Origin of the sequence: Chryseobacterium camelliae, from assembly GCF_002770595.1 — a bacterium.
Lineage (GTDB): Bacteria > Bacteroidota > Bacteroidia > Flavobacteriales > Weeksellaceae > Chryseobacterium > Chryseobacterium camelliae.
In genome coordinates, this window is sequence record NZ_CP022986.1 from 786,196 (window position 1) to 811,330 (window position 25,135).

A 25,135-nucleotide genomic window follows, 5' to 3' on the forward strand; every position below is an offset into this window, starting at 1 on the left:
CGAAGCAGAGAAAATGTATCGAGAACCGATGATTGATAAACAGAAGTGTGATTCTTTTCAACAAGTTCCCGATACACTCCACTGCGTTGCGCACTCGAATTGACGAAAGCAGAAATTAATCTCTGACAATCACTGCCAACTTGTGATTCAGATCAAAAAAATCCCTTTCACTGCTGAAAGGGATTCGTTATATTATATGAGATTGAATTACATATAGGCTTCAATCGGTTCACAGGTACAAACCAGGTTTCGGTCTCCGTAGGCTTCGTCTACTCTGGAAACGGAAGCAAAGAATTTGTGGTCTCTCACCCACTCCAGCGGGTAGGCTGCTTTTTCCCTGCTGTACGGTTTATCCCAGGAATCGGAAATTACGATCTGCTCTGTGTGAGGAGCATTTTTCAGGACATTGTTATCCTTATCGGCTTCTCCGTTGGCAATTTCATCAATCTCATGCTTGATCGCGATCAATGCTTCTGCGAAACGATCGATTTCAGTTTTGCTTTCAGATTCCGTAGGCTCAATCATCAGGGTTCCGGCTACCGGGAAAGAGACTGTTGGTGCGTGGAATCCGTAATCCATTAATCTCTTCGCTACATCAGCCACTTCAATACCCAATGACTTGAACTGTCTGAAATCTACGATACACTCGTGAGCCACTTTTCCGTTTTCGTTGGAATACAGGATCGGGAAATGCTCGGCTAAGATTTCTTTCAGGTAGTTCGCATTCAGGATGGCATGCTCTGTTGCTTTTTTGAGTCCGGAAGTTCCCAGCATTTTGATGTAGGCATAGGAAATATTTAAAATCAATCCGGAACCGTAAGGGGCTGCAGAAATTCCTTCAATGGAATCTTTAGATCCTACTTTAATATTGGCATTGGAAGGCAGGAACGGAACCAGGTGCTTAGCCACACAGATCGGTCCTACACCAGGGCCTCCTCCTCCGTGAGGAATTGCGAAAGTCTTGTGCAGGTTCAGGTGGCAAACGTCTGCTCCGATGTTCCCCGGGCTGGTGTAACCTACCTGAGCGTTCATATTGGCGCCGTCCATGTATACCTGTCCGCCATGCTTGTGGATCAGGGAAGTAATTTCTTTAATATTAGCATCGAAGAATCCGTACGTAGACGGATATGTGATCATCACACACGAAAGGTTTTCGGAGTGCTGTTCTGTTTTGGCTTTTAAGTCTTCGAAATCGATCTCCCCGTTCTCCAGGTTTTTCACAACTACGATCTTCATTCCGGCCATCGCTGCGGAAGCAGGATTGGTACCGTGTGCAGATTGAGGAATCAATACAACATTCCTATGTCCTTCACCTCTTGAAATATGGTATTCCCTGATCACCATTAATCCGGCATATTCACCCTGTGCTCCGGAATTCGGCTGAAGGGAAGTTCCTGCAAAACCGGTGATTTCCGCAAGGTCTTTTTCCAGCTCACGGATCATTTCCTGGTATCCTCCGGCCTGGTCAACCGGCACGAAAGGATGGATTGCACCCCAGTTATCCCATGAAAGCGGAAGCATTTCCGTTGCTGCATTCAGCTTCATGGTACATGACCCTAAAGAGATCATGGAATGGGTCAATGATAAATCTTTTCTTTCCAGACGCTTGATGTAACGCATCAGCTCTGTTTCTGTATGGTATCTGTTGAATACTTCTTCGGTAAGGATTTCGTCTTTCCTCAAATTCTCCTCCGGGATGCTGTATCCTTCTTTGATTTCTAATTTAAACGTCTGCTTGTCTTTGAACTGGGCAAAAGAAGCCATCAGATAATTCAGCTTATCCAAAGTCGTACTTTCGTTGATCGCGATGCTTACTACGCCTTCCGTGAAATAGTTCAGGTTCAGCTTGTGGTCCAGCATCATTCTCATCAGCCTTTTCTTGTCATCTTCACTGATGGTGATCTTCACCGTATCGAAGATCGGCTCTTCAACAATTTCGTATCCTAAGGCTTTCAGGCCGCCTTTGAGGGCATTGGCCTTAAAGTGGATCTGGTCTGCGATATAATTTAACCCCTTCGGACCGTGGTAAACGGCATACATCCCGGCCATTACGGCTAAGAGAACCTGAGCGGTACAGATGTTTGAAGTCGCTCTTTCTCTCTTGATGTGCTGTTCCCTTGTCTGAAGTGCCATTCTCAGAGCACGTCTTCCGTACATATCCTGGGAAACCCCGATGATCCTTCCCGGAATATCTCTCTTATATTCTTCCTTACAGGAGAAGAATGCAGCGTGAGGACCTCCGTAACCTAACGGAATCCCAAATCTCTGCGTTGTTCCCACGGCGCAGTCTGCCCCCATGGAAGCCGGTGACTTCAGTTTTACCAGCGCCATCGGATCACAGGCAACAACTACCTGAAGGTCTGATTGTTTATATGCTGCAATATCTTCCGTATAATCCAGTACAATTCCGTTTTTCCCCGGATATTGTAACAGAACACCATAGTAAGATCCGTCGAATGTGTGCGTTTTGTGGTCTCCTTCAACGATTTCAATTTCCAGTCCTTCTGCTTTTGTCTTAAGGACGGAAACGGTCTGAGGCAATACCAGGTCTGAAACAAAGAACTTGTTGGCTCCTGCTTTTTTCTGGTCTTTGGTCCTGTTGTTGAAGAACATGTGCATCGCTTCCGCAGCGGCCGTAGATTCATCCAGCAATGAAGCATTGGCCAGGGCAAAACCGGTAAGGTCACATATTACAGTCTGGAAGTTCAGAAGTGCTTCCAGCCTTCCCTGTGCGATCTCTGCCTGATACGGCGTATAAGCAGTATACCAGCTCGGATTTTCAAAAATATTCCTCTGGATAGCTGCCGGCAGGATGGTGTTGTGGTACCCGAAACCGATGTAGCTTGTGTAATCCGTGTTTTTAGACGCCAGTTCTTTCGAGTGGTTCAGCATTTCATATTCTGAAAGCGGCTCGGAAATATTCAGGTCTTTCTCTAAACGGATGGAAGAAGGAATAGTCTGAGAAATTAACTCTTCGATGCTTGAAACGCCCACTTTTTCCAGCATAGCCTGCTTATCGGCTTCATTCATGGAAATGTGACGGCTCACAAACTGTTCTGTATTCATTTTTATTTATTAGATTTTGTTTGTAAAAAAGATGGGTAAAATTACGATTTTCTGAACGATTGTACAACAGCCTGAACCGTAACTCTGTCATCCGGAAAAGTAATTCTATCTGATTAGAAATTAATGGGTTTTTAATGTTGCTCTAAGCTATCAGGAAGTTAATATTATTTTATTGCAGCGTACATCCGGCCATCTGTCCTGTTAGAACGCTGTTTTCAAAGGTTTTATTTAAAGCATCAACGCCTTTCAGGCCTACAGTCAAATATCATCTCATCACCCTTCCAAATATAATAACTGATAAAAGTCATCAAGTCATCAAATCTTTAAATCTTTTAAATTTTGAAATCCTTAAATCCTAAATGCTCAACATTTTCCACGCCACATTCACTAAACCCCAACATCCTAATTATTTATAAAAAATTATTAATTATATTTATTCTAAATTAATATATTTGCAGTATGAATATGATCGTTCCATTCAAAGTACCGCCATTGGCTCCTGCTTTTTCTTACCGTCCGGAAGAAATGCACTGTGAAAAGAAATCATGCTGTAAAAAATTCAAAAAAGGCAAAAGATGTAAGAAATGTCCGGGGAATAAGAAAATTTCTTAGGATCTACACATTTTTGATCAGGAAGTAAACGGCCAGTATCAGGAGCAGTACGGCGATCATGATCTTCATGATTTTAGGCTGCCCATGAGGATTGGCAACAGTTCTGGGCTGTGATTTGAACAGTTCTTCTGCCTGATCCCTGAACTTTTCACCTCCGCTCTCAAAGACTTCGGTAATGGTGATTCCCTGTACTACGGTTTTGTGCAGTAATGAATTGGTTGCATGCAGCAGCAGCTGGAATTTACCGTCTTTAAATTCCGTGATTTTAAAAATCCTTTCCCCATACGGCTTTTCGAGGCCGAACGGTAAAACTTTTACCACATCGGCATTCTGCGTCTGCCAGCTGATGATGATTTCCTCCCCTTTTTTCGCATGGATTTTATTGGATGTAAATGTTTTTATGGAAGGCGGAACATGATACCTGAAACTTTTCTGCTGGCTGTCCAGGTTCTCATCATAGGTCCGGCGTTTGGCTTTATCACTGAGCAGTTCGTACGCTTCCTGGATCTCCCGGAACCGGCCGGCAAAGAATTCGTCATTTTCATTCTTATCGGGATGGTACTTTAAGGAGAGCTTGCGATAGGCCTTTTTGATGTCTTCTTCCGAAGCATCCTGTGAAACACCGAGAAAATAGTAGTAATCTTTCATGAACCTATGCAAAAATAAGGATTTTTATTTTCTTCTGCCTGCCGGAAATGATAATAATGGTAGAAATAGCATTCATATTGATAAGGAGAAAACAATAAGCGGCTGACTTTACAGCCAGCCCCTTCAGTTTATTATCAGCGAAGTGAATATGAATTGAGAAATACAACCGGTCAGGGTCCAAGATTACCTAATCAATAGTCCTTATTAATAATGTCTCACTAAGGTCGAGGCTTGTTTCCTGACATGATGTTTATTTAGGACTGCCTATTGTTCGTATTCTCCTACCAGGATTACGGCTTGATGGTTGTCCCGGATTCGGAATCTTCAATGGCCTTGTTGGTTATAAAAAAGTTCCGGGGCAGAAAGCTTCGCTTTCCCGCCCCGGAACCAACAATTTCAATTTAGTATTTTTCCTTTATGCCTCGGTAAGCTGATCTTTCTGATCTTCCCTCCTGCAGCATTTCGATGCAAATTCTTTCCTGAATTTCCCTTTCAGTTCCTGATACTGATCTTCATCCATTTCACGGATCTTATCAGCAAGCCCGAAAGGCGATCTTTCCTTAATCCCGTATTCTTCAAAGATACTTTTTACAAATCTTTTTCTTTTGGCTGCTTTTTTAACGATCAAAGCGACGCCTGCTACGGCTAATGCTCCCAGAGCTCCTTTAACGACTGAATTTTTCATTGTTCAAAATTTTAAATTTTACTACTTCTTATATTGAGAGGGTCAGTACGGATGTTTACTTTACTACTTCTGAAATTCCGCTTATTCCCTGTTCGTTCTGTTCCTGCCGAAGAATCCGTTTTCGCAGCGGTTCTTCCATACTTCTTTGAATTTCTCCCTTTCTTCCGGGGAGAGGCTCATCATTTTATGCCTCATTTTTCTTTCTTTGAAGTCTCTCATCCCTCTTCCGAAATGAAATCCCCCGAAAAGGATCTTGCTTAAGACCAGTATTCCCATGGCCTGCCAGAAAGTGATTGCCCTGACGCCGATAATATCCGGCAGGAGCGAATTCCATAAGGCCATGACGATCCAGGTAATCCCCAACAAAATCAACGGCGGGCAAAGAAGTAAAAAGATCCATCCTTTTTTATGTTTATGATTCATATCTGTTGTTTTTCTAACTGTTTAAATCTTCGTATAATTTTCTTAACCGGCTCCTCAGATGCTTCACAGCGTAATTCTTCCTGCTGATGATGGTTTTGATGTTTTCTCCCTGCTCATCCGCAATCTGCTGTAGTGTCTTATCATTCAGTTCATTTTCAACGTACACCAGCCTTTGTTTTTCCGGAAGTTCGTCCAGGGCTTCAAAAAGCTTCTTCCAGATCTCATCCTGGAACATTTTTATTTCGGGTCCGGCACTTTCATCCATCAGCAGGATATCTTTAATGGAAAAATCACCGTCTTCATCTTCGTACACAAAGTCTTCCAGGTTTTCCGTTTTCTTTTTGCGGTACTTATCGGTAATCTTATTGGCGGTTACCCTGTAGAGCCATCCTCCTACATTCACAATTTCCGAGAGGTTGGTGAGACTGCTGAACTGGTACCAGACTTCCTGCAGAATATCTTCCGCATCTTCGGTATTTTTCACTTTAGGACGGATGTATGACATCAGCTTGCCCCCGTATTTGGATACGGTCTGCGAAATGATATTTTCCTTTTCCTTCTGTGGCATTGTTATTTTATCGACAACCTCCATATGGGTAAGACGGCTGTCTGTTTTGTTTTACTTTAATGAATGTAAAATATTTTTCCTGAAGTATCAGCATATTGCTGTTAATTTTATCCCTGTAGGAAAATATTCATTGTCAGATCAGGCTTAAACCAGTATAAACAACTGAAATTAAACCAATTATAAAAGTTCAAAAAAAAATATAGAAATGATGAAATCAGGTTCTATAATTCCGCAGAAATCGATCACTATCAATATGCATCCAAAAGAAATCCGGACCATTAAGCCCGGATCTGTATGTTATCTATGTTTCTTTTAATATGTTTTGGTCATATCGGAAGGAATGATGAGATTGAATGTGGTCGGTATATACTCTTTTTCAGGGATTTTAAGTTCGGGAGAGTCGGATTCGAAAACGGAGATTACCGCCATCTTCAGGTCAGGCCTTTTCTGCATGATGTACCAGTAAATGCCTCCGAATTCTTTGGAATGGTAGTTCCCGTTATAATGGATGAAAGTTTTTCCCGGCCCCAGGTTCCTGAGTATGGATTCTGCCATGGTGGCATCCTTAACGGCCTGTGCGGAAATAAAGTTCATCACCCGGGTACCTTCCGCATGCTCCCCAATCATGGTTTTCATTTCCGTATATCCAGGAGTATCCAACGTTACTTTTATCGGCAGCTCTGCGATATAGGTTTTCTCTTTTGCCGTAAGGGCATCCAGTGATTCAAGGCCTTCTTTAGCTGTTTTAGAAGCATATTTCCTTGGAATATTGGTTGCGATAAACGGGAGTTTCTTTGTTTTGGCAAAATCCAGCAGAGGCTTGTAATCGGTAGCATAATTGGTCCACAGTCGCACCGAATCCTTCAGGTTTTTAGGATCAATCCTTCCCGCCAGGTACTGATCCAGCTGAGGCTGGTTATCCCGTTCGAACATTTCGGCTCCCAGGACGAGCTGCCCGTTCTTCCGTTGATATACAGCTTCGGTAACCTTCAGCTGCAGCCAGTGGATGATTGAGCTGTTGTGGTTTTCACCGAAGAAGACAACATCATAATCCGCCAGTTCCCTGACGAGCTTATCCGTATTGATTTTCTTGCCTTTCTGGTTGTAAAACTGGTACGCTTTAAAGTCCTGGGCGCCTATAAGGCAGAACCCGGAAATCAATATGATGGTTAATATTTTTTTCATTCTTATTTATTAAACACAAGTTACAGAACTATCTGTGAATAGCATCTATTTTCACGTATTTTCCTTAAGCAGTATGTCAAAAAAGCCGTCTTGCACAATACAAAACGGCTTCATTCAAATCATCTAACTATTATTTCTCAAGATCTGCTACCAGGTCTTTCCATTCCTGTAATTCAGGGATTCCCGGCTTTCTTTTTCCGAAAAACTGGACGATAAAGTCTCCCTGCTTGTTGAACACTTCAATAGCCGTTACCTCACCGTCTTCCGTTGGTTTTTTGACGATCCAGGCTTCGGCAATTTTGGTTACATCCAGATGCAGGTTGAAATCAGGGTCCATCACGTTGAACCACTGCTGATGCCACAGCGTTTTCTTCACCAGCCCGGTATGGATCTGGATGATCCCTCTGTTACCGACAAAGATCATGATCGGAAGTTTCTTTTCAGAAGCGTCTTCAAGAACATTTACCACTTTTGCATTGTCTATTTTCCTGGCAAATCCTTCCGGAGCCAGCCTTAATGCCTGGGTCCTGCTTACACCGTATTTTCTGGTCATCATGAAGAAATCGTGGGTATCTTTCAGCTCTTTCCATGCTTTTTGGAATCCTTCCACATCTATTTCTTCATCTGATTTTTCAGTAGTTTTTGCTGCTACCGCTTCATATTCAAAACTGAGGATCTGTTCATCAGCCTTATATCGTTCTATAAGGGTATCGAATGCCTCTTCAGAGCTGTCTTTGGTAAGGTAGATTTTATGAAGGGCCAGTCCGTCCTTCCCGAAGAACTGCAGGCTTTTTTTATCTCCTTCCACCACGGCAAATGCCAGCTTCCAGTGGTTAAGGAAGATTCTCAGGTCGATATCTTCCCCTACGAAAAGCTGAGCATGCGGACTGCTGAAATCAGGATTCTGATAGACTCCTTTTCTCTCATGCACACATTCGTCATTACGGGTGAGCGCCATTACTTTTCCAAGCTGTTCCGCATCTGTTAAAATAGACTGAAATTCCGGCTTCAGGACCGTTACCCCTTCAACGATATTGGTAGCCAGCAGTTCCGCTTCGCTTACTCCCAGCTGTGCTGCTGCATTTCTTATTCTCATATGTGGATTTTCCGCTTTCAGCGCTTCCCATTTTTCTTTCAGATCGTTCACTAATGTGCTCATTTATTTATTTTTTTATGGTTAAAACTGTGTATGTTCTTGTTATGGTTTTCTGGCTGGTTTTACTGGATACCTGTTCTTCCTTTTCAGAGATTTTCATCCTCTTGAACGGACTGCCGGAAATCAGCTCTTCCATTTCATCATTGCTGTATAAGGTGAAATCGTATTCTGTGAACGGAAGCTGCTCCATGGAATGCCTTTGCCCATAAGTGAGGACAAAAGTTCCGTGTTTTTTCAGGACCCGGTAGATCTCCTTCAGGAATGCAGCAGGCTGTTTCCAGAAATAAACGGTGTTGACCGTACATATTTTATCAAAGGTTTTGTCTTCAAACGGCAAACGGTTTCCATCATAGAGGATAAACTGCGCCTGGCTGCCAAATTTTGCATTCTTGCTTCTGGCTTCGTGATGCATGGTTGCCGATATGTCAATCCCTGTATATCGTATACCCTTCGCTTTATCCAGGATAAGCTCTACGTGTGCTGCATTTCCGTGACCGATTTCCAGGATGTGTTCGTGATCTTCGATGAGAAGGGCATGGATGCTTTCCATGGTCATCCCCATATTTGTCCGGTGCATCATTTCACCGACTTCAATGCCGGTTTCCCCTTCGGGCCTGGCCAGGTTCTGCGCCAGTTTTTTTAGTTCTTCCTGTTCCATGTCAGCCAAAAATAATCATAGGGTTATGGTGTATGGGATGCGGGCATATGGTGCATGGAAAATTGTAGGCATCCGTGATATGCTCTGCAGTAAACACTTCTCCGGGTTTCCCATACGCAGCAGCCTTACCGGATTTCATCAGCAACACTTTATCGGCATACTGCGCAGCAAGGTTAAGGTCATGCAGCACGACCACCGCACTGTTGCCTTTACGGGTAAAGTTTTTTATGATTTCCAATGCCTTGTATTGATGCTTTACATCCAGGTTATTCAGCGGTTCATCCAAAAATATAACCTTGTGCGCAATGGGATTCTGAAGCTGTGCCATCACCCTGGACAGGTGCACCCGCTGTTTTTCACCTCCGGAAAGGGTATTGTATTCCCGGTCTTTCAGGTGGATCACATCGGTTTCCTGCATCATCCTGTCTGAAGCGTCATAATCTTCTTCACGCGGCTGTGCATCAAAATAAGGATACCGTCCCATCATGACCACATCTTTTACTTCCAATGGAATATCATTGCTGTTGTGCTGGGAAAATTTAGCTTTATGCATGGACAGTTCGGAAATTTTCCAATCGTGGACCGGTTTATTTTTAAACAGGATGTCCGGATTGTCAGATTTCACCTCGTTGGCCAGGATACTGAGCAAACTTGACTTTCCTGCTCCGTTGGGTCCGACAATAGCCAAAAATTCACCATACTCCAGAGAGAAATCGATATTTTTCAGGATGTGAAAATCCTTATGCCTGTAGTTAATCTGATGGGCTGTGATCATGACAATGATTTTTTGGATTTCACCAGTATGGCAATAAAAATAGGCCCTCCCATTAATGCTGTGAGAATACCGATTGGCAGTTCCGAAGGAGCTACAATGCTCCTGCTGAACGTATCTGCCGTCAGCAGCAAAATACTCCCGCAGACAGCGGATAACGGCAGTATAAATACATAATCCGACTTAAAAAGCAATCTGAGGATATACGGAACAATCAGTCCCACAAATCCTATAGTCCCGGAAAATGCGACGCAGGTCCCGATCATCAGTGCTGTAACCACAATAATCTGTTTCTTAAGTTTTTCTACGTGGACTCCCAGGTGCTGCGCATCTTTTTCACCCAGCATCATCGCATTCAGAGCTTTTCCCTGCGGGAGGATCATGGTATAGGAAATGCACAGGACCACCGCCAGAATACCGTTCTTCATCCATGTGGCGGCAGCAAGGCTGCCCAGGTTCCAGAAAGTGAGGTCCCTTAGCTGCTCATCTTTGGAGATATAAATCAGGAAGCCGGTCACGGAAAAGCCGATGGCAGTAATGGCAACGCCGGTGAGCAGCATCATCACCACATTGGTTTTACCACCGCTGGTAGAAATCCTGTATACCAGCATCATGGATAAAAAAGCCCCTGTAAAAGCAGCAATACCGACCAGTGAAAATTGTACTGTTTCAGGAAGGTAATGTTTAAAATACCCTCCTAAAACAATGGCAATAGCAGCCAGTAATGTTGCTCCTGAAGTGAGCCCGATCAGGTCGCCGGTAGCCAGAGGATTTTTGAACATTCCCTGCAGGCCTGTTCCTGAAACGGCGAGCATGCTTCCGATAAGGATGGCCATAACAATCCTGGCCGCTCTTACATCCCAGATCACATATTTATGGCTCAAAGACAATGCAGGATCGCCCTTGATATACTGCCACAATGTGCTGAACGCAGAATTCCCTCCGAAATCATACACCCCGGTATTAAGTGCCGCTACTGCGATCAGGATCAGCAGTACGGCACTTAAAATGAGATACAGGTAAAGTTTATTTTGTGTTTTCAACTAAAAGCTTGTTTAATGCTACTGCGGCTTCTCCTAACCTTGGACCGAATGCGGAAACCAGTCCTCCGTCCATGGCAATAATCTTCTTATTTTTCCCGGCATTGGTCTGTGCCACACCCGGCATTTTTAGGGCTCCTTCATTGCCTCCGGCTCCCTGCAGTCCCGTAGTGAAGAAAAACAGTACATCAGGATTGGCTTTAACAACGGCTTCAGGAGTCAGTGGCTTGAAATCTTCAAAGTCATTGACTGCATTTTCACCGCCAGCTAACTGTATTAACGAGGCCATCGGTGTATTTTTTCCTGCAACCATCAGCATATTGCCTCTTGCATAGATGAAAAGTACCTTCGGTTTTTTAGAGATAGGCTGGATCTGCTTCAGGTCAGCATCAATTTTGTCATTCAGCTTCTGGTAATCTGTATTACCCAGGGCTTTAGCCACGTCAGCAATTAATTTCTTAGTTCCGTCAACAGTAAATTCCTGTTTGAAGATCTCCGTTTTGATTCCTGAAGACTTGATTTTACCCATCAGTTCAGGATTGATGTCTTTATCGGATGCTAATATAAGGGTTGGGCTGACTGCCATAATCGGTTCAATCGTCATGGATCTGACATGCCCCAGATCCTTAGCCGTAGCTTTCAGGGATTCCGGATATGTGCTGGTTACATCGGTTCCCACGATCTCTTTTTCATGTCCTAAAGCACTTACGATTTCCGTAATACCTCCATTCAGAGTTACTATTTTGTTGTTGGATTTCGGGCTTTCCGAAACAGATTCAGTGGTATTTTCCTTTGCAGTACTTTGTTCTTTTTTGCATGAATACACAGCAACCAGCACAGAAGCGGCAAGAATGAATTTTTTCATGATATACGTATTATTTGATTGATTTATAGAGGAGCGAATTCAAAATTAGGATACCCGCGCACACCGTTCTGGGTCATGGCATTGAAGCGTATTTTGTAGTAGAAGCCTTCTGCATCTTTCAGGACGAAAAACCGGTCGCTATAAGTCTGAGGGCCATTTGCTCCTGTTGTCGTTCTCCATTTGTCCCCCAGTGCCCTCTGGTCGTTAAAGATGAATTTGGACTGGCTGACATCATTCAGCTTAAACTCTCCATATACCTGATCCAGTGTTTTTCCGGCAGGAACATCTACCTGGTATACCCCTACACCGCTTACGGTATTCGTGATGATAAAGTCCGCATAGAAATAGCTTCCGGCGCTTTGCCCGGGTCCCATAAAGACTTCATTGGTAAAGGTTGTGAATGCCATATCCCAGTTGTGCTTCTGCGGCTGGATCTGAACCGGCTGGCCTTTCTGAAGGCTGAAGAAATTAAAATTGTAATCCGGATTCTTGTTAATGATCTGTTCTTTATACTGGTCATCATTAAGGTCTGCGTATCTCAGTTTGTATCCGTTGCCCGATCTCAGGATCTGGATTTTTTTCCATCCCCTGGAATCTCCGGTCAATGATACGGAACCCGGAGCAACCGTAGCGGTAGAAAGTGCTTTGCCCATGTTCACCAGGTAAACCGCATTATCTGCATCATTGGCTTTTATTTCTGCAATTCCCGTGGTCTGGGTAAGAAAATTGCCGTTAGGGTTATCAATGTATTCAAGATTGCTTGCGGTAAAAGTACCGATCTGTACCACTCCCATCAGAGAAGAAACATCTCCCGTTTTTACGGTATTGATATTGGTAGCGCCGGGAATTTTAGCCACCGCCATTCCGATGGACCCGTTGATGATCACACGGAATTCATCACCATTATAAAATCCTAATTCCCAGTCGGTCCTTAGGTTCGTTTTTTGTCTCGGTTCTTTCGTTACCGGATCTATATCGCTTAAATCGATCCACACCTGATTAGGCTGATTGGCTCCCCCAACAGCAGGCTTGGCTGTGGCTCCCGTCATAGGCGGCACAGCGACAGGGTCTTCATCCGCTGAAAGACAGGATTGCGCCGCAATGATTAAAGCGATAGACCATAGTTTTAAATATCTCATGCTGTAGTTTTATTAGAATTGATACATTAATCTTGCAAAATAGCTCCTTCCGTAATACAGGTTAAGTCGGTCTGTAGCGGCATTATGCCCGGTTGCCGTGCTATTGGTACTGTTGATGGTCGTTACATCGAATATATTTTTGATCCCGACTGAAAGTTCAAGGCGGTCTTTCCAGAACGGCTGGCTTACGATAAAATCCATCATATGGAACCCGTCTGTCTTAGCCAGCCGGAAACTTTCATTTTCTATCACATAAAGCCTTGCCGGCCCTGTGTATTTGTAATACAGGTTGAATGCGGTATTGGAACCTTTTACTTTGTACCCGGCATTTGCCCCGGCCTGGAAATTATACTGGAAATCTTCCGGGGTCCTTACATCCATTTCCTGCTTGGAAACCGAAATTCCATTCAGTGAGGTTCGTACTCCCAGTGAAAACTGGTCTTTGACGATATTCGCATTCGCTCCGAACAGAAGGCTTCTGTATTTATCCAGGTTCATGTATTTATAGGTGGATGGACGGACAATCATGACGTTTTCAATCTTGTCGTTGAGGTCTACGTACAACGCTTCCAGGTTATAATTGAATTTCCACCCGTTCCCCAGGCCAAAGCCTTGGTCCCAGAATAACCCTGCTGAGTACCCTGTTTCAGGCTTCAGGTCCGGATTTCCCTGGATATCGTGGTTGACATTAACAAAGTAGGTAAACAACTCATCATAGGTAGGATAACGGTTAGCCGTACCAAACACTCCTCTTATGTTAGAGTTTTCAGACGTCTTATACCTTGCAGAAAGTGAATAGTTGAACTGATTGTTGAACCTGTTGCTCACAGAGAACCTTGTTCCCGGCCTCAGTGAAAATTTATCGGAGATATTCCATTCAGCGGAAAGGAACGTTCCGTAAGTAAAAATTTTCCTGCTGATGTTGTTCCCGTTAAATTCCCCGGCAATCAGCGCAGCATAGCCATCTGTATGGTCAAGTTCATACCCTAACTGGAAATCGAATGTCTTATTATCCAGGAAATTACTGAACATCCCCCTGGAGTAGATCACATCTGTTTTATAGTACGACTGTTCATTATAATTGGGATCTTTTTTCCTGTTGGGAATATCATAGTTGTAGTCGTAGAATTTCCTGTTCTGGTTCTGATAGGAAAAGTCTCCCATATACCGGATCTGCCCCAGTTGGGTCTGGATATTGAACTGATGGATCCAGCGCTCCGTATCATAATTCCGGTCAAGGCTTTTATATATGACACCTCCTGCTCCGTCATTCAATGGGATCCGGTCTACTTTCGGGTTGTAGTAATTGAACGTCTCATTCAGATAAGAAGCTTTATAATACAATGAAGTCTTATTTTTGGAATATCTGATCAATGCGTTGGCTTCATACTGGTCTTTAGGATTCCAGTCGTACCCCCGCAGGTTGTCCTGTTCAAAGTATTTGTATCCTTTTTTCTCTCCTTCGTAGCCCATAAACTGGTTATGGTTGAAACTGATATTCGTGAACCAGTGGTCATTGAAGTTATATCCAACATTCAGGTTCTGGATATGCCTGCCATGGCCTTTTTTCCTGAGATTGTAGCTGTCACGTACCGTTTCCTCCTGGAGGCCTGCACGAATGCTCAGTTTTTTGGAGCTGCTTTTCTTAGTGATAATATTGATAACACCGGCGAGAGCTCCGTTACCATATTCTACCCCCATGCTGCCTTTGACGATTTCAATCCGCTCTATATTGGTAAGGCTAAGCTTTGTCAGGTCAATATTGCTTCCCAGTCCGGTGTCTCCTACTACGGGAATATTATCGATCAGGATTTTAACATACTGTCCTCCCAAACCTAAAATATTCGCCGTGGAATTCCCAGAATTGGTATCCGGCGTAATCTGGATATTCAGCGACTGGTTCAGGACTTCAGCCACATTGGTGACCGCCATGTTTTTAATCTGCTGTGCATCAATCACCTCAACTTTATAGATCGATTTGTTGATGGACTGCTGCATGTATTGTCCGGTGATGACCACCTCCTCTATTTTCTTCTGGCCGAGAGAATCTTTTTCCTGTGCATTCATCCATAGAACAACGGATACGGATAGAATGGAGAGCACTTTCTTCTTCATAGATTCAAAAAATTTCCGACAAATATAATGCTTTATTTAGAACAGTTAAAAATAAATATGTAATTTTGTGGAATAATTCTAATTAAAAATAATATTATGAAACTAAGACTACTTATTGGAACTATGATGCTTACAGCACTTACGGCGCATGCACAGGTAGCTTCTATTAATGAGAATTTCGAATCGTTCAATACAGGAGCAGGAAGCCCGTTGCCACAAAACGGATGGACAAGTGTACTGGCAGGACAGAGAATGTATCCGGATGCCTCCAATGGAAATAAATATCTCCAGGCCTACACGTTCTTTACTCCCAATGTACCTTTTTATGCCATTACACCACAGATTATTGCTCCTACAGGCAATCAGACGCTGTCTTTTAAAGTGGCTCTGACCACCGGATCCGGAGGATCCGGTTCAATACAGGCCGGACTTGTTTCCAGTAATACAGATATGGCAACATTTACCCCCATAAGCGGTGTGGTAGCCGTTTCTTCAACTACAGTCCAGACCTTAACCTATAGCGTTCCTGCATCCTCCTCCCAGTACATCGCTTTCAAATTTATCGGAAATGTTGCCCATGCTGCGATCCTTATTGATGATGTATCTTTTACCACTTCCACCTCTTTAGGGGTTTCAGATCTCTCAGGTTCTAAAAATGATGTACGATTTGCAGTCAATACAGACCATACAGCTTTACATTTTGTAACCAGCAAAGATCCGAGAAGGATTCAGATCTATTCTGCGGCAGGGCAAAAAGTAAGTGAAGGAAAACTGTCAGATAAAAATTATGATATCAGCACCCTTCAAACCGGAGTTTATTATATTATTATTGAAACGGCGGAAGGTCAGACAGTAAAATCAAAGTTTATCAAAAAATAATTTATCAGACCCACATACGTGAGACGGCCCGTGATTTTTACGGGCTGTTTTTTTAGATGTCTTGAATTCCTGGTTACGGGCATCTGTACTGATTCAAACTGGAAAATTCTGAACCTGACTACGAGATATAAATTTTAAAACACGACAAAAATCATATTTTTATTTAGAACTATTAAAAATAATTATTTAGTTTTGTAGAATAATTCTAAATAATAAATTAACAAACAGATTATGAAAACAAAATTACTTCTTACTGCCATGCTGGCCCTGTGTGTACAGCAGACCACAGTAGCTCAAGTGGATACCAACGGCTATACCACCGTAAATATGACAATGGGGCCTAGCTATCAGAACCGTGTATTCTTTGACCTAAGTGCCAATGCAACGGTTTCACAACCTGCCAATACGTGGGACATTGCTTTTTACAGAAATTCAAATATGAGTTTTGGAACAAGGATTAACGATGCCCAGAATATTGAAGTCTACCAGGCATCGAGTAACCCAAGCGACTGGAATTCCATTACCTCAAACTCCGTGGCTACTTACGGTTCACCGCTCTATAATCCGGATAACAGTACGGTACTTCAGAAAGGGGCTTTTGAACTGGGAACAGCAACCTACGGATGGGGAGAATATAATTCCATGAACCATCACATAGAAGGAAAAGTGATCTTTATCCTGAAATACGCGACCGGCGATTATTACAAATTCATGATTGATGATTATTTCGGAGGCTATACTTTTAAATATGCCAAATGGAACACAGCTACTTCCGCATGGGATACGACACAGACCAAAACCATTGCGAACGGTACCGATGATGCCTATTTCAACTATTTCTCATTTGCCACCAATGATAAGGTAAGCAATATGGAACCGCCGAAAGCCAACTGGGACCTGATGTTCACCCGTTACTGGACTTTCTATGCCAACACCATGATGTACAGGATGGCAGGCATCATCCAGGGACCTAATGTTTCCGTAGCCAGAGTACAGCCGGAAACCCAGGAAACCTCAGGCTCTACCCTTCCTGCATCAATCGCATTTTCCTCAACCATTACCACCATAGGACACTCATGGAAACCGACCAGCGGGGTGTATTCGGATGTTGTGTATTATGTAAAGCAGGGATCAGATTACTACAGGATGTATTTTATTTCCAACGGAGGAACCGGTACAGGGAATATGTATTTCAAATATAAAAATATCACTTCCACATTGGGCATTACGGAAATCGGTAAAAAAGCATCTTTCGGAATCTATCCCAATCCGGCCACGGCAGACAAAAGAGTAACTGTACTGTTTGATATCAAAGAAAAAACCGGGAATAAAGGAAGTGTTGAAGTGTACGACCTGACCGGGAAAAAAGTGTATGCTTCGGAACTGACCAATCAATCCGGCTTCTATAGACAAGACCTGAATTTATCCCATCTACCATCCGGAAATTACCTCGTAAAAATAACATACGGAGGACAAACAGAAACCAAAAAGCTGATTGTAAAATAAACCACATCCGCAGTTCATTTAAATTATAATACTTTCTATTTTTCTATAAAGGCTGTTTATCTGATGATAGGCAGCCTTTTTTTGATGGTAGATATCAGATGTTAGATTTCAGACATCAGATTTCAGACACAAATACAGGATATCTGCTGTTTTAATAGATTCTGAAACCTTTGTAGACCTGTATGGAACTTTCCAGGATTCTTGAGGCATCGCGCCTGAAATTCAGCAGGTGGTCCTGGCCGTTATGCCGGTTATGGTGCTCTACGGTTTCCCACAGTTCGATCAGGAAAAAAGTCCCTTTATTATCCTTATCCTCAATAAGGTCGTACTGGAGGCAGCCTTCTTCTTTCCTGGTTTCTTTTACTAGGTTCTGGAACAGTTCCACAGCTTCCATGAGATCACTTTCATTAAATTTAAAAAGCGCCACGATATGTAAATTCATTGTTAAATTTTTGTGCTGTAAAAGTAGAATATTTTCAGGCAGAAAATGATTTTATCCCGGTATTTTTATGCGATCAAAATAGTGCTTAACTGAAGACTGATTTATAGATGGTTATGGAACTCATGACAATAACCAGGGTACCGATAATGATAAACATTTTCTTCACCGGCAATTTAGCTGTCAGCATCGCAGAAAAGGGTGCGGTAACAATCCCGCCGATCAGCAGTCCGAGAATGATATTCCAGTGCTGGACGCCCAGCGTAATGAAAAAGGTAATCGCAGCCGTAAGGGTAAGAATAAATTTTGCCACTGTAGAACTTCCTACGGCAAACCTTGGGGTAAAAGCATTCTTAATCAGCGTCCCGGTAACCAGAGGCCCCCATCCTCCGCCGGCAAAAGAGTCGATAAAACCTCCGATCACGCCCAGCCGGGTAAGATTGGTTTTCCGCTTCAGCTTTTTGCTCTGTTTTTCTTTGAACGCATTGGAAAGAATCTGAAAACCAAGGTAGAGTGTGTAAAACGCAATAATAGTTTTGGTGAGCCTGGCATAATACTCTCCCAGGTAAGTCAGGCACACCGCACCGATAATGGCACCGATAACTGCGGGGATCGCCAGTTTTTTCACCAGACTTTTGCTTACGTTTTTAAGCCTGACATGGCTGATGCTTCCTGCCGCCGTTGTAAAACTCTCTGCAGAATGGATGCTTGCACTCACAACATGCGGCGGAATATTCAGGAACAGCAGTGTCGTAGTACAGATGACACCATATCCCATTCCCATAGATCCTGCAACGATTTCAGCAAGGAAGCCTACAAGCATCATCCAGTAGAAAATATAATGGTCTTTAGCCAGAACAGTGCCCAGCTGATCCAGATATCCTGTTTCATATAAGATAAAAACGGTTAAGGATAAAATGGCGAGGGTAACAAAAAGTATGTTCAGCCTGATCTGTATTTTTCTTGAGACCACCATCTTATACAATCATTACGGCACCCACGGTAGAATGGCTGGTTTCATCAATAAGAATAGCATTTCCGGTAGCTTTACTTTCCCCGAAACGGTCAAAAACCAACGGGGAAGCCGTTTTCAGGCGCAGCTTTACCACTTCGTTCAGCCGGATGCCCGATCCTGCCAGAGTCTGTTCCAGGGTATTGACATCAATCTGATATTCAATTTCCTTAACCATTGCCTTAATCACTTTGCTCTTATGCTGAAGGTAATATCTGTTGCCTTCCGTCAGTTCTTTCTTATCCAGCCAGCATACTACAGCTTCCACTTCCTGGCTGACTTCCGGCAGGTCATCTGAATGCACAAGGAAATCCCCGCGGCTTATATCAATATCATCCTCAACATGAATCACAGCCGGCTGGTTCGCAAATACCGAATCCGTTTCTTTTCCACCGGTCTCGATTTTTGAAATCCGGGTCGTTACATTCTGTGGAAGCACAGTAATCGGGTCTCCCTTACGGTAAACCCCTGAAATAACCTGCCCGGCATATCCCCTGTAATCATGCAGTTCCTCAGTCTGAGGACGGATAACATACTGTACCTGAAACCTCGCTTTCCCGGAATCTGCCTGCTGGTGGATAGGGACATGTTCAAGATAATCCAGAAGTGTTGTTCCCTTATACCAGGGCATGTGTTCGGAATATTCAACAATATTGTCTCCCTCAAATGCCGAGATAGGGAAATAAGCCACTTCAGGCAATCCGAGCTTCTCTGCTACCAGTCCGTACTGTGCTTTAATGTCATTGAACACTTCTTCAGAATAGCCCACAAGATCCATTTTATTCACCGCTACCACCACTTGCTGCATTTTCAATAACGATGCAATAATCGAATGCCTCCTAGTCTGCTCGATCACTCCCTGCCTTGCATCAATGAGGATGACAATAAGCTGTGAATTGGATGCACCGGTAATCATATTTCTCGTGTACTGAATATGTCCCGGAGCATCGGCAATGATGAATTTCCTTTTCGGGGTTGAAAAGTAACGGTATGCCACATCAATGGTAATTCCCTGTTCCCTTTCCGCCCTTAAGCCGTCGGTTAAAATGGCCAGGTCTATCCCGTTCGCGTTTTTGTTTTTCGATTGCTTTTCCAGCGCTTCAAGCTGGTCAATCAATATATTTTTGCTGTCGTACAGGAGCCTTCCGATCAGGGTACTCTTCCCGTCGTCCACGCTTCCCGCAGTAATAAATCGTAGTATATCCATGTTGTTGTTATGAGTAATGAGTAATGGGTAATAAGTTATAAGTTATGAGTTATGAGTTATGAGTTATGAGTTATGAAAGGTAACTGATCCATGGTAAGTGAAATTCAAAATTTAAAATCTAAAATTTAAAATACATGGTCTCTGTCTCTCATCAATCCGTCTATTATCTCTCACCTAAAATTTATAATCTATAATTTAAAATCTAATTTAAAATCACATTCCCCCTCTTTTCTTTTGTCTTGATACAAAAGAAACAAAAGATCGAGACTGGAAAGAAAGGCTAAAAATAAAGCCTGTGCTCTAAAAATTCTAAACTTGCGCGGATCAGCTGTGAGTACTGTCTTTTAACTTTCCAGCCGCGCTGCGGACAGAAGAATTTTCTTAACGTTCACAGCCTTTATTTTCTTAACGCCTTTCTTTCCTAGGTCGATTTTTAACGTCGGTTAATCAACAGTAGTCAAATTTAAAATCCTTCTACCATCTTAATCTAAAATCTATAATTTAAAATCTAAAATTCAAGATCTCTGTCTCTCATCTATCCGTCTATTATTTCTCCTCTAAAATTTAAAATCACATTCCCGCTCTTTTCTTTTGCCTTGATACAAAAGAAACAAAAATTCAAGACTGGAAAGAAAGGCTAAAAATAAACGCTGTGCTCTAAAAATTCTAAACTTGCGCGGATCAGCTATGAGCACTGTCTTTTAACTTTCCAGTACGCGCTTCGGACAGAAGAATTTTCTTAACGTTCACAGCCTTTATTTTCTTAACGCCTTTCTTTCCCAGGTCGATTGTAATGCCTGTTAATCAATAGTAGTCAAATTTAAAATCCGTCTACCATTCTAATCTAAAATCTATAATTTAAAATCACATTCCCGCTCTTTTCTTTTGTCTTGATACAAAAGAAACAAAAGATCAAGACTGGAAAGAAAGGCTAAAAATAAAGCCTGTTCACTAAAAATTCTAAACTTGCGCGGATCAGCTGTGAGCAATGTCTTTTAACTTTCCAGCCCGCGCTTCGGACAGAAGAATTTTCTTAACGCCTTTCTTTCCTAAGTCGATTTTTAACGTTGGTTAATCAACATCTGCCAAAATTCATTATCAACGTCTCTCGTCTTTCCGTCTATCATCTTTCATCTAAAATCTAAAATTTATAATCTAAAAATTTCCCGCTCTTTTCTTTTGCCCTGAAGCAAAAGAAACAAAAATTCAAGACTGGAAAGAAAGGCTAAAAATAAAGCCTGTGCTCTACAAATTCTAAACTTGCGCGGATCAGCTATGAGCACTGTCTTTTAACTTTCCAGCCGCGCTGCGGACAGAAGAATTTTCTTAACGTTCACAGTCCTTATTTTCTTAACGCCTTTCTTTCCTAGGTAGCCTGTTAATCAATAGTAGTCAAATTTAAAATCCGTCAACGATCTTAATCTAAAATCTAAAATTCAAAATTCCCTGTCTCTCATCTATCCGTCTATCATCTCTCATCTAAAATCTAAATTCAAGACCTTTCCCCATCAAAAGTAACCGCCCTTTTTCCGGTCTTCCATAGCAGCTTCCGTTACGCGGTCATCAATTCTGGTTTCTCCGCGTTCAGAAATCCTGGAGGCAGTAATTTCACTGACCACCTCATCCAGAGTTTCTGCTGTGCTTTCCACCGCTGCTGTACACGTCATATCTCCTACGGTCCTGTACCGTACTTTTTTGCGGATGATCTCATCAGTTGCGTCGATGCGGATAAAATCTGAGACGGCAATGAGCTGTCCGTCGTATTCAATGACTTCACGGTCATGGGCAAAATAAATTGGCGGAAGCGGAATCTGTTCTTTCCTGATGTAATTCCATACATCCAGTTCCGTCCAGTTGGAAATGGGGAACACACGGACGTTTTCTCCTTTATTGATCCTTCCGTTGTAGATGTCCCATAATTCAGGCCGCTGAAGTTTCGGGTCCCATTGCCCGAATTCATCCCGTACCGAGAAGAAACGCTCTTTGGCTCGCGCCTTTTCTTCATCCCTTCTTGCTCCCCCGATACAGGCATCAAACTGGAACTCTTCAATGGTATCCAGTAAGGTATGGGTCTGCAGCCAGTTCCTGGAAGCAAATTTCCCTTTAGGCTCGGTCAGTTTTTTATTCCTGATGGTATCTTCCACGTTTCTTACAATAATTTCGGCACCGATACGCTCAGCGAGCTGGTCCCTGAACTGCAATGCCTCCGGAAAATTGTGCCCGGTATCGATATGGACCAATGGAAACGGAATTTTCATCGGTGCAAAAGCTTTTATAGCAAGATGGACGAGGGTAATAGAATCTTTCCCTCCGCTGAACAGCAAAGCAGGTTTTTCAAACTGTGCTGCGACTTCCCGCATAATATAAATGCTTTCAGCCTCCAGCTGTTCCAGGTAATTAAGTTGGTCGTTCATGATTTGAAGGTTGTTTATCCGTTAACTGTGCAGTCCGCATTCTTTCTGTGAGGCTTCCCACCACCACCGGCCGGCCCGGGGATTTTCCCCTTCTGCGATGGCTCGTGTACACGGCTGGCATCCGACGCTGATGAATCCCTTTTTATGCAGGGAAAGTTCCTGTATGCCGTGATTTTGAAGGTAATCCAGCACATCCTGGTAACTCCAGTGCATGAGCGGATTGTATTTATACAGCTGCCGTTCCTCATCCCATTCAAGGACAGGCATATGGCCGCGGTTTTCCGACTGTTCCGCACGGAGGCCGGTAATCCATACCGTTGCATTTTCCAGGGCTCTGTTCAGGGGTTTTACTTTGCGGATGTAGCAGCACTCTTTCCTGTTCTCTACAGAATGGTAAAATGCGTTGATGCCTTTTTCATTCACAAACTGCTCCACATCAGACGATTCCGGAAAATAGACCTTCGTACTGGTTTTGTATTTTGAATTGTTATTGGAAAGAAGTTCATAATGCTCATAAAAAAGCCTTCCCGTATCTAAGGTAAAGACTTGTATGGGAAGCTGGTTTTTAAAGATCATATCAGTGATGACCTGGTCCTCCTGCCCCAGTGAAGTGGAGAAAACTACTCCGGAATGAAACCTTGAAGCGATAAACTTCAGCCCCTCCTCTGCCGGAAGCTCCTTCAGTATGTCTGCATCTTCTGTTGAAATCATTGATATTCGTTTAGACTGACACAAATATCTGATAAAATAATTATCCTACCAAACAAGTAGACTAATTATTCAAAAAAAAGGATTTAAATCAGTCGATCAAATCCATCAGTGTTTTTTTCTCCAGAATATTCAGCGAGGCATCGCGAACCTCGATCAGCACGTCGTGCAGTCCGCAATGATCTTCATTGCAGTCATCACATTTTTCGTAAAAATTAAGGCTTACACACGGAAGCAGGGCAATGGGTCCGTTCACCAGCCTGATGATTTTTGCCAGCTTCACATTTTCAGGATTTTCCCTGAAAAAATATCCGCCTCCTTTCCCTTTTTTACTGTCGAGGATATCTGCTTTTTTAAGTTCAAGCAGGATATTCTCCAGGAATTTCAGAGGTATTTTCTTGTGCTCTGCAATTTCTGAGATCAGGATAGGTCCTTCATTCCTTTTTTCAACAAGGTATGAAAGGGCCTTAAAAGCATATTGAGATTTTTTGGACAGCATTACAGCAAAATTAAGAAATTTGTTTTGATGGAGCAACGGGAGAATCCTTTAAATTTCGAAGACGGAATGGCTAAGATGATCAGGAGAAGGACGAAAGCACCATTCTTTACCATCGCTAACCTTTTTCCTCATCATATGAGCGGTCTCATTTGCTCCTTTGCTTTTCTCCCCTCAAATCACTAAGTTTGTTTTATGTTCAGCAAACAGGAAGCACAGCAGTTAAAAAAGGAGTTTTGGACGGCTTTCGGAAAGTCTTTCCCAAGGAAATGGATCTTGTATGATACCAAGATCAAGGATATGTCATTTAAGTTTTACGCAGACAACAAAAAGGCCGAAGTTTCGCTGGATATCGAAATGAAAGATGAGGTTTTCCGTAATGCTTACTATGAAAAAATCTGGTCCCTGGAAGACATGCTGAAAGATTTCATCGGTGATTTCCACAAAGAAGAATATTTTACGATGGAAAACGGAAAGGTCATCAGCAAAATCTGGGTCGAGCTCCATGGTGTTTCAATTTTCAATAAAAATACCTGGCAGCAGATCTTCGAATTTTTCATGGACAAGATGGATGGCTTCGAAAGGTTCTATTATGAATATGAAGATTTCATCAAGGATGTTTAGCTATGGAAATTATTGTTGAATTTATGATCCATATGGCTGCAGGAATCCTCAGGTTTCTTGCAGAGATTATTTGTCAGGTAGTGATAGAATCTGCCTTCCGTTCCTTATGGGATACGATTCAAAAGGTGTATCATAAATTTTAGTCCTTCCTCTTTTTATTTTTTACCAAATGGCAAAAGCCGGTCCCTTATCTTTCTCTAAATTGCACGCATGAAAGAATTATTTGATTTTATCCTGACCTTTGGGAACCTCAATCAGCAGCAGATGGATTTTATTGCGGAAAAAGCAACGGAAATCTGCCTCCCAAAAGATGAATATTTCTCAGAAGCCGGAAAAGTAGCCCGCAGAATCGGATTTATTTATGAAGGTATCCTTCGCGTATGCTATTACAATAACACGGGTGACGAAATCACAAAGTATTTTATTGATGAAAACAATCTCGTTGTAGACCTGGAAAGCTTCGATCATGAAATCTGTTCCAGCGCCTATGTACAGGCCGTTACCGACTGCAGGATGATTGTTTTTTCAAAGAAAGACTGGACGGAACTTCTGCAGACCATTGTTGGTTTTGATGCTATAGTACATAAGATCATTTCAAAGGCACTGATACAAAAAGTAGAACGGCGCAGTCCATTGGTTTCTGAAGATGCCACAACCCGCTACCTGAAATTCCTTGACGTCTATCCCAATGCAGTCAACCGTATTCCGCTTTCCTATGTCGCTTCTTACCTGGGCATTACCCAGTCTTCTCTGAGCAGGATCAGGAAAGGAGTACGATGAATCGGGCAGGTTAGAAAGAAAGTTGGAGGATTTTAGGGTGTTAGAGTTTTAGAATTAGGGGTGTTTTGTTCTTTTTGTCAAATGGCAAATGCCAGTCCGGGAAATTGATGGAATTTTGCTTCAACATTAATTAAAATT

Annotated in this window: 23 protein-coding genes; 4 read left to right on the forward strand and 19 right to left on the reverse strand. The window is 42.7% G+C overall.

Translation table 11 applies throughout. The annotated features are described in order from the left end of the window. Positions 1–207: 207 nt before the first annotated feature. The 13 genes from gcvP to CGB83_RS03685 form a co-directional block, all read right to left on the reverse strand. Positions 208–3,066, reverse strand: coding sequence for an aminomethyl-transferring glycine dehydrogenase (gcvP, locus tag CGB83_RS03625; protein ID WP_100074566.1), 2,859 nt, complete (start codon positions 3,064–3,066; stop codon positions 208–210). A gap of 615 nt (positions 3,067–3,681) precedes the next feature. Continuing rightward, positions 3,682–4,326, reverse strand: a complete 645-nt coding sequence (locus tag CGB83_RS03630; RefSeq protein ID WP_100074567.1) for a J domain-containing protein — start codon at positions 4,324–4,326, stop codon at positions 3,682–3,684. A 415-nt stretch (positions 4,327–4,741) separates the two neighbouring features. Then, positions 4,742–5,011, reverse strand: a complete 270-nt coding sequence (locus CGB83_RS03635) for a hypothetical protein (RefSeq protein WP_100074568.1) — start codon at positions 5,009–5,011, stop codon at positions 4,742–4,744. A gap of 81 nt (positions 5,012–5,092) precedes the next feature. Then, positions 5,093–5,434 carry a hypothetical protein gene (locus tag CGB83_RS03640; RefSeq protein ID WP_100074569.1) on the reverse strand — a complete coding sequence of 114 codons (342 nt, stop codon included), beginning with the start codon at positions 5,432–5,434 and terminating at the stop codon, positions 5,093–5,095. Between the two features lie 13 nt (positions 5,435–5,447). Further along, positions 5,448–6,002, reverse strand: coding sequence for an RNA polymerase sigma factor (locus tag CGB83_RS03645; RefSeq protein ID WP_172954676.1), 555 nt, complete (start codon positions 6,000–6,002; stop codon positions 5,448–5,450). A 312-nt stretch (positions 6,003–6,314) separates the two neighbouring features. Beyond that, entirely contained in the window at positions 6,315–7,187 is an 873-nt protein-coding gene (locus CGB83_RS03650) for a ChaN family lipoprotein (RefSeq protein WP_100074571.1), read from the reverse strand. Between the two features lie 130 nt (positions 7,188–7,317). Next, positions 7,318–8,346 carry a hemin-degrading factor gene (locus CGB83_RS03655; protein ID WP_100074572.1) on the reverse strand — a complete coding sequence of 343 codons (1,029 nt, stop codon included), beginning with the start codon at positions 8,344–8,346 and terminating at the stop codon, positions 7,318–7,320. A 4-nt stretch (positions 8,347–8,350) separates the two neighbouring features. Continuing rightward, positions 8,351–9,001: a class I SAM-dependent methyltransferase gene (locus CGB83_RS03660; protein ID WP_100074573.1), complete on the reverse strand. Its 651-nt coding sequence runs from the start codon at positions 8,999–9,001 to the stop codon at positions 8,351–8,353. Position 9,002: 1 nt separating this feature from the next. After that, positions 9,003–9,776 carry a heme ABC transporter ATP-binding protein gene (locus CGB83_RS03665; RefSeq protein ID WP_100074574.1) on the reverse strand — a complete coding sequence of 258 codons (774 nt, stop codon included), beginning with the start codon at positions 9,774–9,776 and terminating at the stop codon, positions 9,003–9,005. Then, entirely contained in the window at positions 9,773–10,816 is a 1,044-nt protein-coding gene (locus CGB83_RS03670; RefSeq protein ID WP_100074575.1) for a FecCD family ABC transporter permease, read from the reverse strand. The genes CGB83_RS03665 and CGB83_RS03670 overlap by 4 nt, the downstream gene beginning before the upstream one ends. Continuing rightward, positions 10,800–11,678 carry a heme/hemin ABC transporter substrate-binding protein gene (locus tag CGB83_RS03675; RefSeq protein ID WP_100074576.1) on the reverse strand — a complete coding sequence of 293 codons (879 nt, stop codon included), beginning with the start codon at positions 11,676–11,678 and terminating at the stop codon, positions 10,800–10,802. Before CGB83_RS03675 ends, CGB83_RS03670 begins: the two co-directional genes overlap by 17 nt. A gap of 23 nt (positions 11,679–11,701) precedes the next feature. After that, a complete protein-coding gene (locus tag CGB83_RS03680; RefSeq protein ID WP_100074577.1) occupies positions 11,702–12,817 on the reverse strand; it encodes an HmuY family protein in 1,116 nt (371 codons plus the stop codon). Positions 12,818–12,829: 12 nt separating this feature from the next. Then, a complete protein-coding gene (locus CGB83_RS03685) occupies positions 12,830–14,932 on the reverse strand; it encodes a TonB-dependent receptor plug domain-containing protein (protein ID WP_100074578.1) in 2,103 nt (700 codons plus the stop codon). A gap of 96 nt (positions 14,933–15,028) precedes the next feature. Between CGB83_RS03685 and CGB83_RS03690 the strand changes: the two genes are divergently transcribed. After that, on the forward strand, positions 15,029–15,811 hold the full coding sequence (locus tag CGB83_RS03690) for a T9SS type A sorting domain-containing protein (RefSeq protein WP_100074579.1): 783 nt from the start codon (positions 15,029–15,031) through the stop codon (positions 15,809–15,811). Between the two features lie 231 nt (positions 15,812–16,042). Beyond that, on the forward strand, positions 16,043–17,317 hold the full coding sequence (locus tag CGB83_RS03695; RefSeq protein ID WP_100074580.1) for a T9SS type A sorting domain-containing protein: 1,275 nt from the start codon (positions 16,043–16,045) through the stop codon (positions 17,315–17,317). A 151-nt stretch (positions 17,318–17,468) separates the two neighbouring features. Here CGB83_RS03695 and CGB83_RS03700 read toward each other — a convergent pair whose 3' ends face one another. The 6 genes from CGB83_RS03700 to CGB83_RS03725 form a co-directional block, all read right to left on the reverse strand. Beyond that, the gene (locus CGB83_RS03700) at positions 17,469–17,759 is read right to left on the reverse strand and encodes a putative quinol monooxygenase (RefSeq protein WP_100074581.1); all 291 of its coding nucleotides are present in this window, start codon (positions 17,757–17,759) and stop codon (positions 17,469–17,471) included. An 85-nt stretch (positions 17,760–17,844) separates the two neighbouring features. Then, positions 17,845–18,732, reverse strand: a complete 888-nt coding sequence (locus tag CGB83_RS03705) for a sulfite exporter TauE/SafE family protein (protein ID WP_100074582.1) — start codon at positions 18,730–18,732, stop codon at positions 17,845–17,847. A 1-nt stretch (position 18,733) separates the two neighbouring features. After that, positions 18,734–19,975 carry a sulfate adenylyltransferase subunit 1 gene (locus CGB83_RS03710; RefSeq protein WP_100074583.1) on the reverse strand — a complete coding sequence of 414 codons (1,242 nt, stop codon included), beginning with the start codon at positions 19,973–19,975 and terminating at the stop codon, positions 18,734–18,736. A 1,508-nt stretch (positions 19,976–21,483) separates the two neighbouring features. Continuing rightward, on the reverse strand, positions 21,484–22,389 hold the full coding sequence (gene cysD, locus CGB83_RS03715) for a sulfate adenylyltransferase subunit CysD (protein ID WP_100074584.1): 906 nt from the start codon (positions 22,387–22,389) through the stop codon (positions 21,484–21,486). A gap of 21 nt (positions 22,390–22,410) precedes the next feature. After that, positions 22,411–23,100 carry a phosphoadenylyl-sulfate reductase gene (locus CGB83_RS03720; protein ID WP_100074585.1) on the reverse strand — a complete coding sequence of 230 codons (690 nt, stop codon included), beginning with the start codon at positions 23,098–23,100 and terminating at the stop codon, positions 22,411–22,413. 88 nt (positions 23,101–23,188) lie between these two features. Continuing rightward, on the reverse strand, positions 23,189–23,596 hold the full coding sequence (locus tag CGB83_RS03725; protein WP_100074586.1) for an RrF2 family transcriptional regulator: 408 nt from the start codon (positions 23,594–23,596) through the stop codon (positions 23,189–23,191). Between the two features lie 192 nt (positions 23,597–23,788). Here CGB83_RS03725 and CGB83_RS03730 point away from each other — a divergent pair, with 192 nt between their 5' ends. After that, on the forward strand, positions 23,789–24,217 hold the full coding sequence (locus CGB83_RS03730; RefSeq protein WP_100074587.1) for a DUF4268 domain-containing protein: 429 nt from the start codon (positions 23,789–23,791) through the stop codon (positions 24,215–24,217). 210 nt (positions 24,218–24,427) lie between these two features. Further along, positions 24,428–24,997: a Crp/Fnr family transcriptional regulator gene (locus CGB83_RS03735; protein ID WP_100074588.1), complete on the forward strand. Its 570-nt coding sequence runs from the start codon at positions 24,428–24,430 to the stop codon at positions 24,995–24,997. The last annotated feature ends 138 nt before the right edge of the window (positions 24,998–25,135 follow it).